This is a genomic window from Litoreibacter sp., from assembly GCF_058136045.1.
Genome location: NZ_JBYVDD010000006.1, coordinates 435,282 through 442,558, shown reverse-complemented (window position 1 = coordinate 442,558; position 7,277 = coordinate 435,282). Strand labels below are relative to the sequence as shown.

General features: G+C 51.2%; 15 protein-coding genes and 1 tRNA gene. 10 read left to right on the top strand and 6 right to left on the bottom strand.

The window, feature by feature from the left end; genetic code table 11:
- Positions 1–79 precede the first annotated feature (79 nt).
- The 4 genes from AC3Y7R_RS10630 (at position 80) to AC3Y7R_RS10615 (ending at position 1,576) form a co-directional block, all read left to right on the top strand.
- Positions 80–156: transfer RNA gene (locus tag AC3Y7R_RS10630), tRNA-Met, on the top strand.
- A gap of 294 nt (positions 157–450) precedes the next feature.
- Positions 451–885 carry a transposase gene (locus AC3Y7R_RS10625; RefSeq protein ID WP_490042010.1) on the top strand — a complete coding sequence of 145 codons (435 nt, stop codon included), beginning with the start codon at positions 451–453 and terminating at the stop codon, positions 883–885.
- Positions 882–1,232: an IS66 family insertion sequence element accessory protein TnpB gene (gene tnpB / locus AC3Y7R_RS10620; RefSeq protein ID WP_490042009.1), complete on the top strand. Its 351-nt coding sequence runs from the start codon at positions 882–884 to the stop codon at positions 1,230–1,232. The genes AC3Y7R_RS10625 and tnpB overlap by 4 nt, the downstream gene beginning before the upstream one ends.
- A gap of 29 nt (positions 1,233–1,261) precedes the next feature.
- A complete protein-coding gene (locus tag AC3Y7R_RS10615) occupies positions 1,262–1,576 on the top strand; it encodes a hypothetical protein (protein ID WP_490042008.1) in 315 nt (104 codons plus the stop codon).
- Positions 1,577–1,664: 88 nt separating this feature from the next.
- Here AC3Y7R_RS10615 and AC3Y7R_RS10610 read toward each other — a convergent pair whose 3' ends face one another.
- On the bottom strand, positions 1,665–2,108 hold the full coding sequence (locus AC3Y7R_RS10610; RefSeq protein ID WP_490042007.1) for a MarR family winged helix-turn-helix transcriptional regulator: 444 nt from the start codon (positions 2,106–2,108) through the stop codon (positions 1,665–1,667).
- Between the two features lie 5 nt (positions 2,109–2,113).
- Here AC3Y7R_RS10610 and AC3Y7R_RS10605 point away from each other — a divergent pair, with 5 nt between their 5' ends.
- The 3 genes from AC3Y7R_RS10605 to AC3Y7R_RS10595 all read left to right on the top strand — a co-directional run bounded on the left by AC3Y7R_RS10605 (position 2,114) and on the right by AC3Y7R_RS10595 (position 3,140).
- Positions 2,114–2,560: a VOC family protein gene (locus AC3Y7R_RS10605; RefSeq protein WP_490042006.1), complete on the top strand. Its 447-nt coding sequence runs from the start codon at positions 2,114–2,116 to the stop codon at positions 2,558–2,560.
- 4 nt (positions 2,561–2,564) lie between these two features.
- A complete protein-coding gene (locus tag AC3Y7R_RS10600; RefSeq protein ID WP_490042005.1) occupies positions 2,565–2,801 on the top strand; it encodes a YdeI/OmpD-associated family protein in 237 nt (78 codons plus the stop codon).
- A gap of 186 nt (positions 2,802–2,987) precedes the next feature.
- Positions 2,988–3,140, top strand: coding sequence for a hypothetical protein (locus AC3Y7R_RS10595; protein ID WP_490042004.1), 153 nt, complete (start codon positions 2,988–2,990; stop codon positions 3,138–3,140).
- Here the strand turns inward: AC3Y7R_RS10595 and AC3Y7R_RS10590 are convergent.
- Genes AC3Y7R_RS10590 through AC3Y7R_RS10580 form a run of 3 tightly spaced genes read right to left on the bottom strand, consistent with a single transcriptional unit; the run spans position 3,137 to position 4,458 of the window.
- A complete protein-coding gene (locus tag AC3Y7R_RS10590) occupies positions 3,137–3,718 on the bottom strand; it encodes a DUF5655 domain-containing protein (protein ID WP_490042003.1) in 582 nt (193 codons plus the stop codon). The genes AC3Y7R_RS10595 and AC3Y7R_RS10590 overlap by 4 nt on opposite strands.
- A 7-nt stretch (positions 3,719–3,725) precedes the next feature.
- Entirely contained in the window at positions 3,726–4,103 is a 378-nt protein-coding gene (locus tag AC3Y7R_RS10585; protein WP_490042002.1) for a helix-turn-helix domain-containing protein, read from the bottom strand.
- Positions 4,042–4,458 carry a DUF1761 domain-containing protein gene (locus tag AC3Y7R_RS10580; protein ID WP_490042001.1) on the bottom strand — a complete coding sequence of 139 codons (417 nt, stop codon included), beginning with the start codon at positions 4,456–4,458 and terminating at the stop codon, positions 4,042–4,044. Before AC3Y7R_RS10580 ends, AC3Y7R_RS10585 begins: the two co-directional genes overlap by 62 nt.
- Positions 4,459–4,655: 197 nt before the next feature.
- On the opposite strand from AC3Y7R_RS10580, the gene AC3Y7R_RS10575 reads away from it, so the two are divergent.
- From AC3Y7R_RS10575 to AC3Y7R_RS10565, 3 genes are all read left to right on the top strand, one after another.
- Positions 4,656–5,114 carry an SRPBCC family protein gene (locus AC3Y7R_RS10575; RefSeq protein ID WP_490042000.1) on the top strand — a complete coding sequence of 153 codons (459 nt, stop codon included), beginning with the start codon at positions 4,656–4,658 and terminating at the stop codon, positions 5,112–5,114.
- A complete protein-coding gene (locus tag AC3Y7R_RS10570; RefSeq protein WP_490041999.1) occupies positions 5,101–5,439 on the top strand; it encodes an ArsR/SmtB family transcription factor in 339 nt (112 codons plus the stop codon). Before AC3Y7R_RS10575 ends, AC3Y7R_RS10570 begins: the two co-directional genes overlap by 14 nt.
- A gap of 100 nt (positions 5,440–5,539) precedes the next feature.
- On the top strand, positions 5,540–5,893 hold the full coding sequence (locus tag AC3Y7R_RS10565) for a VOC family protein (RefSeq protein ID WP_490041998.1): 354 nt from the start codon (positions 5,540–5,542) through the stop codon (positions 5,891–5,893).
- Positions 5,894–5,958: 65 nt separating this feature from the next.
- Here AC3Y7R_RS10565 and AC3Y7R_RS10560 read toward each other — a convergent pair whose 3' ends face one another.
- Entirely contained in the window at positions 5,959–6,774 is an 816-nt protein-coding gene (locus tag AC3Y7R_RS10560) for an NAD-dependent epimerase/dehydratase family protein (RefSeq protein WP_490041997.1), read from the bottom strand.
- Positions 6,771–7,223 carry a MarR family winged helix-turn-helix transcriptional regulator gene (locus AC3Y7R_RS10555; RefSeq protein ID WP_490041996.1) on the bottom strand — a complete coding sequence of 151 codons (453 nt, stop codon included), beginning with the start codon at positions 7,221–7,223 and terminating at the stop codon, positions 6,771–6,773. Before AC3Y7R_RS10555 ends, AC3Y7R_RS10560 begins: the two co-directional genes overlap by 4 nt.
- Positions 7,224–7,277 lie beyond the last annotated feature (54 nt).

Genomic DNA, 7,277 nt, shown 5'->3' with positions numbered 1-7,277 from the left:
CTCAATAGGATGACCTTAAAAATCTAAATTCGTGGTACGGATTTAGATGCGCAAATTGACCACATTGGTCAATATCTGGCGCGGGATGGAGCAGTCCGGTAGCTCGTCAGGCTCATAACCTGAAGGTCGTAGGTTCAAATCCTACTCCCGCAACCATAAACAACCTACGAAGCGCCCTCTGGGGCGCTTTTGTCGTTTTGGGTAAAGCCTACTCTCGCACCGATAGTTGATGTACCGTATCTTGTTTGAAATCATCACTAAATCTTGTATTATCCATGTCGGCCTCCTTGCGTTATTTTAGGGAAGAACCATCCCGACAATTTGGCCCTCAATAAAACAGTTCTTTCGCATTTGCGTGCTCATTCGTAAGCGTTGCATCTGACCCCCTATTTAGGGGCTTAGCACAGCTGATTTGAAGAAATATGATGTCCTAAAAAGGATACAGGCATCATGAACTCTCAAACGCTAGGTGCACTTTCAAGTGATCAAAAAATCAAAAACGTATTTCATGCCTTTGGCTATTCTGTTCCCGTTGGCAAAGATGGTCGACGTATGTGGCCCACTAAATTCAAGCGCGAAATGGCCCGGCAGATGAACTCAGGAAAGCTCACAATTGGTGATGTCCGGAAAAGTTGTCAGGTCTCTGATAAGACGGTCTACAAGTGGAGGCAGGAGTTTGGGAAGGGCGGCAATAAAAAATCGCCTTCGAACAAACCCACGGAGCAAGCATTCTCCGAAATCAAGATGATTGACGATCAGGCCAAGAATTTGACAGCCACTGACCAAATCACCCTCAAGCGTGGCGGCGTCGAGCTACAGTTTCCAGCCAGCTATCCTGTCCACCAGTTGGCACAGTTGATCCGTTCTATTGATGGCAAGCTATGATTTCCCCCGCTGGCAACTTCAAGTTCTATGTCGCGTCAAAACCGGTTGATTTTCGCAAAGGCATGGACGGTTTGGCCGCCATCGTCATGAACGAATTCGAATTGGATCCATTCAGCGGTGCGTTATTCATTTTCAGGTCTAAGCGCACAGATCGGCTTAAGATGATCGTCTGGGACGGGACTGGGCTCGTGCTGATCTACAAGCGGATCGAGGGAAAAGGCTTCGAATGGCCCCGGATCACCGATGGGATCATCACCCTGAACAAGTCCCAGTTTGAGGCACTTTTCGAAGGGCTGGACTGGAAGCGTGTAACGGCACGTCATGCACGCAGGCCGGTTGCAGTCTGACATGCGCAAATGCGACGAAGGACAAATACATGAATGAGCTGATGATCTCGAACATCTCGGAACAGGCATTTTCAGAACTAACGGTTCTCGCGAACAAGAATGGCATAAGCGTAGAAGAACAAGCAAAACAGATTATTGAGGGGTTTTTCTTGAAGGAAGAACCACAGTTACGTTCTGAAGTTTCCAAGACGTTTCTGAGTGTGAACCCGGACAAGGTGCTTACCGCTGCAGAGCGAAGCCCGGTGTTTGTCCGGGGTGATGATGGGATTGAATTTGTGATCCTCGGAATTGAAGAATTTGGCTGGTTAACTGGCGTCGCTGACGAGGACAGTAATGATAGCTAACGGCCGCTCGCTGCGGCGTGTACGAACCGGTAAGATGCGGACTTCCCTGCCATTGGGCCAATGTCCCCTATTGGTAAATTCTCTGGTTTCAGCGGCTTCTTGAGCGATGGGCTGCGCTCAACTTTCTCAGGCAATTGTTGAGCATCACGCCCTCTTCGTCGCTCAGCCCGTTCATCAAAGTCATCAGAATTTGTGTTCGTTCTTCGCAGCTTTCTACAAGGATTGTCCGACCCGTATCGGTCACGGATAGTCTAGGTGTCCGACGATCCTTTTTAGCGCTGTGTTTTTCGACCCAACCACGCGCTTCGAGTGTGTTGACCAGACGGCTCATGGTCGGGCGACTAACGCCTTCATGGCTGGCAAGCAAATGGAGTCGGTCCTTTCCAAACTCCGAGATAGCAGCGATTGCGGAAAGCTGTTGGCCAGTGGCCCCCGCATGTTGTTCGACCTGTCGCATCATACGCTCCAGCATTGGCAAAACCTGATGTAACGCTTGCGCGGCGAAAAATTTACTGGGGTTCGTATCAGTCATTAGCTATGCTAACGACAATTGCCTCAGGAGAGCAAGTCATGGAAATTCATAAGGGCCGATTGGTCGATCATATCCACCTTAGTGTGTCGGACCTGTCGGCAAGTCGCAGGTTCTATCGGGAATGTCTGGATGCTCTGGGACGTGAGCTGTCGCAAGACACGGACCACTTTTTCATCGCAGATGAACTCTTCGTCGCGCCAGCAGAAAAGAACCCGACAACGCGGGTGCATCTGGCGTTTCAAGCAGAGTCACAGGAAGAAGTAGCACGTTTTCACAGGGCAGCGTTAGAGAACGGTGGAACAGACAACGGCAAGCCCGGTCCCAGAGACTATCATCCCGGTTATTACGCAGCCTACGTTCTTGATCCAGACGGCAACAACATCGAGGCTGTCTGGCATGGCCCTGCCGAGCGATCCGCTGAAAGTGTGGTCTTCAAACCAGCGGAAGGATAGCGGCATGTCGGATTTGAAACGCCCCATCCAACCTATGCCCGAAATTGTGGAAACGGCTCTGCGAGAGGCCAACTTGAGCGGCCAATACGCTGCTCGACCGCCCTATCAACGCAACGACTATCTTTGGTGGATCAACAGCGCAAAACGCGATGACACCAAAAGGAGACGGCTTTCAAAGATGCTTGCAGAACTCAAAGCAGGGTCCGGTTACATGGGGATGGACTGGAAGCCAAAATCATAAAATCCGACCTTGGCTGCGCTGCAATAATTTGTAGGTCTGGCCTCATAGCTGACTTTAGCTGCATTTTAAACGAACGTCAGCTTTTCTAAGCTGGTGCGAGCTTGCGCCCCGCCGCTCTGACATTTGGATCAATGTTGCCACGGAAAAGCCAAATGCTCGGGAACTGCTGTTCCTGACCTTTCTGTCGTGATCGGTGATGCTGAGGCAATCTATCGGGGCGCGAAACGCCTTGGGCATAATATCGAATTTGCGCTGACGGACGAACCATGGTGCATGCGCTATTTCTATATTTCCGATCCAACGGAAGAACATCCGGCACAGCTTTTACCCAGCAGTTAAGCGCTCAGATCATATGCTTTGTGCAAAAGCGTTGTCAGCACGTCATCAATCTCTTCAACATCGTTAATGAGGCGAACAGACTTTAACCGGTCTGACCAACTGTCACTGGAAAGCGGCGCACTGCAGCCATCGATGTTGCTCAAGGGGATGGCCAAGCCAAGTCGGATGCCAGCACGGGTCGGACGCAGGGCGGAAAATTGAACCCGTCTGGAAAAGGCGGAGAAATTCTTGCGCGCGCCTACCACGACATCGTCACCAAACCCCTTTACCGTTTCCTCAACGAGATCATACACCGCGCGCGTTTCCGGCGTTTTCCAGAGGGCATCCAAAAGAGCATTGGGATTGTCCCATCCAAGCCCAGTTTTGAAGGTTGCGCTTAGGATTAATGAGGCGCGGTTAATACCCAGCCCATGTTCTGACTTAAACCAATTCAGGCGCGCTCTGTGTTTGGTGTCCGGACAAGATCTGGCAACTTCAATCCAATGTTCGAGGCTCAGGCCCGTGTCCTTCTCAAGACCCTCCTGAACAGCCTTAAACCACTTGCTTTGTTGCGCCGTCACGTGCGGGGGATTTGTCATCTAGGCCTCATTTATCGTTAGAATGGCGGCTCATCTCGGCCAGCCAGCCCTTGGTTAATCGCATCAAATTCCCCTGATCCATATACAGTTTCTTTGATTTTCCCTCGCGTTCACGATACAATAATTCGGCCTCTTCCAGCAAATTAAGATGTCGCATTATCGTAAAGCGAGACACTGAATATTGGTCGCAAACGTCATTTACAGACAGGCCTGGTGCCTGGACGATCATTTCAATAATCTCGCGGCACAGCGGATTGCCAAGGGCGCTAAAGGCACGATTTAGCCAAGGACGTTCGGAAGCGGGATGGCGAGACAATTGTTCGCTAGCTCCATGCCAATAATACGATGGTGACAGCAAATATGGAAAAGAACTCAAAGCCCCCATCAATGACAAATAGGGCTATGGGGCGATCTTCCCAAAATATCATTTTGAACATCGGAGTGAGACTAAACGCGATCCAAACCAGCAACGCAAGGAAAAGGCCGACACCCCAGCCTAAGGTTGGAATGAGTGCAAAAATAATTGCCAAGCCTGTGGCGGTGGCCAGTGATGCACCCAAACTGCCCATGACCGCCCAGCCTATGGATATTCTCGACGAGCGAACATCTTCTGATGTCACCCCCATTGCCGCCATCCAGGGTTTTGTGAATAGAACATTATACCACAGGAACCCCAAGAAAAATGATGCGGCAGTGGCCAGCGCAATCGAGATAATAGATAGTTCAGCCAACTGTTCCATGCTTCCCCCTGAAAATATAACACGTGCGCTATATCGCACATGTAGTTACGCCGTCAAGAGCGATCGTTGGGCTCAGTGACTGAACATGGCTGTTCAAATCAATTATTGGGAATTATTATTTCAAGGTTAGTTTACGCAACTTATTGGTTGCCTAATAATAGCCGATGTGTCAATAAAGGCAACCAAGGAGTTGCGTTATGTTGAAAGCAGAAGACAAAATCGAAAAGATCATTGAGTTAGCTGCCCCGGTTTCGCGCGTTTGGCATGCACTGACCGATCATATGGAATTCGGTCAGTGGTTTCGGGTAAAGCTTAGCGGACCGTTTATGCCCGGTGCCGTCGTAACGGGAGAAATGACATTCCCCGGCTTTGAGTATTATCCGTGGCGGGCAACAGTCGAGCGCATGGATCATGAATCCTTGTTTTCCTTCAGGTGGCATGACTATGATGAAAAATCAGGTAAAGACGTTTCTGATCAACCAACCACTTTGGTCGAGTTTCGGCTGGAATCCATTGATGGAAAATCAACACGATTGAGCATTACTGAATCCGGGTTTGCAGCGATACCCGATCCACGACGGCTTGAAGTATTGCGCGACAATACTGCAGGTTGGAATATCCAGACAGAGCATCTGAGCGCCCATGTCACAATCTGAGCAGGAGTTCGCGATCACGAGCGCGGCCCCGCTGTTTGCAGCACTAGGAGACCCAACACGTCTTTCTCTGCTCTTGCGACTTGGTGACGGCCAACCCCGCTCCATTGGCGAGCTTTCAGTTGGGATTGATTTGACGCGGCAAGGCATAAGCAAACATTTGCGTGTACTGGAACACGCTGGCATGCTTTCAAGTGCGCGGGTTGGGCGAGAGAGCAGGTTTTTGATTTGTCCCGCTGCCATTGAAGAAACCAGAACCTACCTTGATCACGTGTCAAAACAGTGGGACATGACACTATCTCGCCTGAAATCATTGGTTGAGGAGTGATAGTGTTGGGCTAGTGGCTGCAACGCGGGACTTACATTGCGCTGACAAAATAGACTTTGCCCCGAAGGGATGATAATCTGCCTGATCGGGAGAGCATCGAATGACAGTCAAGCGCATCGTTTCAAATATTGCAGCAAACTCCGTTACCGAAGTGCGTGAATTCTACTCAGATTTATTTGATCTTAACGTTGTGATGGATCATGGCTGGATCGCGACATTGGCTTCCGGCGAAACGGCTCAAACCCAAATTAGTATCGCTACAGAAGGCGGTTCGGGAACTGCGGTTCCGGATCTATCAATAGAAGTTGATGATGTGGACGCAGTTTATCAGCGGGCAAAAAGCCTTGGCTATGCCATTGAATATGAACTGACCGACGAGCCGTGGGGCGTTCGCCGCTTCTATCTTCTTGATCCGACAGGGAAGCTTCTCAACATCCTTTCGCACCTCGATTAAACGCGCCACAAGGCCCCATGCAGAACGGGAAAGTCTTGCCCACCAATTGGGTTACTGATGTCCGATCAGAGCACGTCCTCGCGGACGGCTTGCCGGACAGTTGCTATACTGGGTTGGAAGCCGAGGCTACGCGCAAGGGTTGGGTCGATTTGCCCCCACCAAGGGTTTTCAAGCGGTGCAGCGGAGGGCTCAAGCGGCTCACCCACCAATTGCGAAACCTCGTAGATTGATATGGGTGCATCATCGGCGACATTGACGATGCGCCCGTCTAGTTTTCCGTCAAGGCCGAGCCTGATAAGCGTCGCAATATCGCGGTGATGGATCATGCTAAACTTGACGGCAGGGTGTAGTTTCAACCGCTGAGCAAGGGCCGGTAAACTCTCAAGGTGTCCGTCCTTGTCGCCATAGACAAAGCTGAAACGCAGGATTGACCAATTCAGGCCGCTCTCTTGCAGTTCCTTCTCTGCTGCAACCTTACTCGCCGGATAGGCCATCGCGGGGCTGACATCATCTCCCTCTTGTGCCGGACGTGTGCTGTCCTTGTTATAGACCAGCCCCGTGCTCGCCATGATGAAGCGGGCATTCGGCGCATGTTGCTGCGCCGCCGCGATCAGGTTACGCGTGCCCTCATGGTTCACAGCCCAGATAAGGTCTTCGTCGCGGGTACGGAACGAAGCCGCGAGGTGAATGATGGTGTCGACGCCGTCAACGGCTTCTGCGAGCGACGCCGGATCAAGGATATCCCCTTTAACAGGGGTTACGCCCGCTGGCAGTTCCTTACCCGGTCGAACGAGTGCCCGACAGTCAAAGCCAGCATCTACAAGCCGAGGTAACAGGCGTGCGCCCACCAGACCTGTGCCACCGGTTATCAAAATGGTCATGTTTCTTCTCCCTTGTTCAGGTAGTCCTGAAGTTGTCTGGTTGCGCCGCTAAGCACGCGCACAGCCGTCGCGAGATCGCCGTCTGGAATTCCATCGAATGCGGTCGTCCGTATGAGGCTGATAAGGTCTGGTAGTTGTTGCCACTGCTCCAACCCATCCGCAGTGATTGTGAGGCGTTTCTGGCGTTTGTCCTTTGGGTCTACAGACTGCGTGACAAAGCCCTTTCGAACCAGCGCGGAGACGACACCGCTCAGGGTCGGCTTCTCAATATTGAGCTTACTCAGCAGGTCGCGCTGTGGTTGCGGCCCTTCATTGACCAGATGCCAAAGAACATACCATTGGGTTGAACCCAAATCATAAGGACGCAGGTATACTTCCATGACAGCACGGCTGGCAAAGTGAAGTTTCTTCGCCCACGCCCCGGCGGAATTGTATTGTGGTTTATCCATGGGATCACTCCGTAGGTTTGCTACCCAACAATAATGGTTCGGTAGCAAACTTAT

What these genes read in the sequence shown, in the direction of transcription:
- AC3Y7R_RS10605 (WP_490042006.1), top strand. Translation starts at nt 2,114, where the DNA reads ATGCTAACGACAATTGCCTCAGGAGAGCAAGTCATGGAAATTCATAAG.
- AC3Y7R_RS10560 (WP_490041997.1), bottom strand. Translation starts at nt 6,774, where the DNA reads ATGACCATTTTGATAACCGGTGGCACAGGTCTGGTGGGCGCACGCCTG.
- AC3Y7R_RS10575 (WP_490042000.1), top strand. Translation starts at nt 4,656, where the DNA reads ATGTTGAAAGCAGAAGACAAAATCGAAAAGATCATTGAGTTAGCTGCC.
- AC3Y7R_RS10580 (WP_490042001.1), bottom strand. Translation starts at nt 4,458, where the DNA reads ATGGAACAGTTGGCTGAACTATCTATTATCTCGATTGCGCTGGCCACT.
- AC3Y7R_RS10555 (WP_490041996.1), bottom strand. Translation starts at nt 7,223, where the DNA reads ATGGATAAACCACAATACAATTCCGCCGGGGCGTGGGCGAAGAAACTT.
- AC3Y7R_RS10610 (WP_490042007.1), bottom strand. Translation starts at nt 2,108, where the DNA reads ATGACTGATACGAACCCCAGTAAATTTTTCGCCGCGCAAGCGTTACAT.
- AC3Y7R_RS10585 (WP_490042002.1), bottom strand. Translation starts at nt 4,103, where the DNA reads ATGGGGGCTTTGAGTTCTTTTCCATATTTGCTGTCACCATCGTATTAT.
- AC3Y7R_RS10565 (WP_490041998.1), top strand. Translation starts at nt 5,540, where the DNA reads ATGACAGTCAAGCGCATCGTTTCAAATATTGCAGCAAACTCCGTTACC.
- tnpB (WP_490042009.1), top strand. Translation starts at nt 882, where the DNA reads ATGATTTCCCCCGCTGGCAACTTCAAGTTCTATGTCGCGTCAAAACCG.
- AC3Y7R_RS10590 (WP_490042003.1), bottom strand. Translation starts at nt 3,718, where the DNA reads ATGACAAATCCCCCGCACGTGACGGCGCAACAAAGCAAGTGGTTTAAG.
- AC3Y7R_RS10615 (WP_490042008.1), top strand. Translation starts at nt 1,262, where the DNA reads ATGAATGAGCTGATGATCTCGAACATCTCGGAACAGGCATTTTCAGAA.
- AC3Y7R_RS10625 (WP_490042010.1), top strand. Translation starts at nt 451, where the DNA reads ATGAACTCTCAAACGCTAGGTGCACTTTCAAGTGATCAAAAAATCAAA.
- AC3Y7R_RS10600 (WP_490042005.1), top strand. Translation starts at nt 2,565, where the DNA reads ATGTCGGATTTGAAACGCCCCATCCAACCTATGCCCGAAATTGTGGAA.
- AC3Y7R_RS10570 (WP_490041999.1), top strand. Translation starts at nt 5,101, where the DNA reads ATGTCACAATCTGAGCAGGAGTTCGCGATCACGAGCGCGGCCCCGCTG.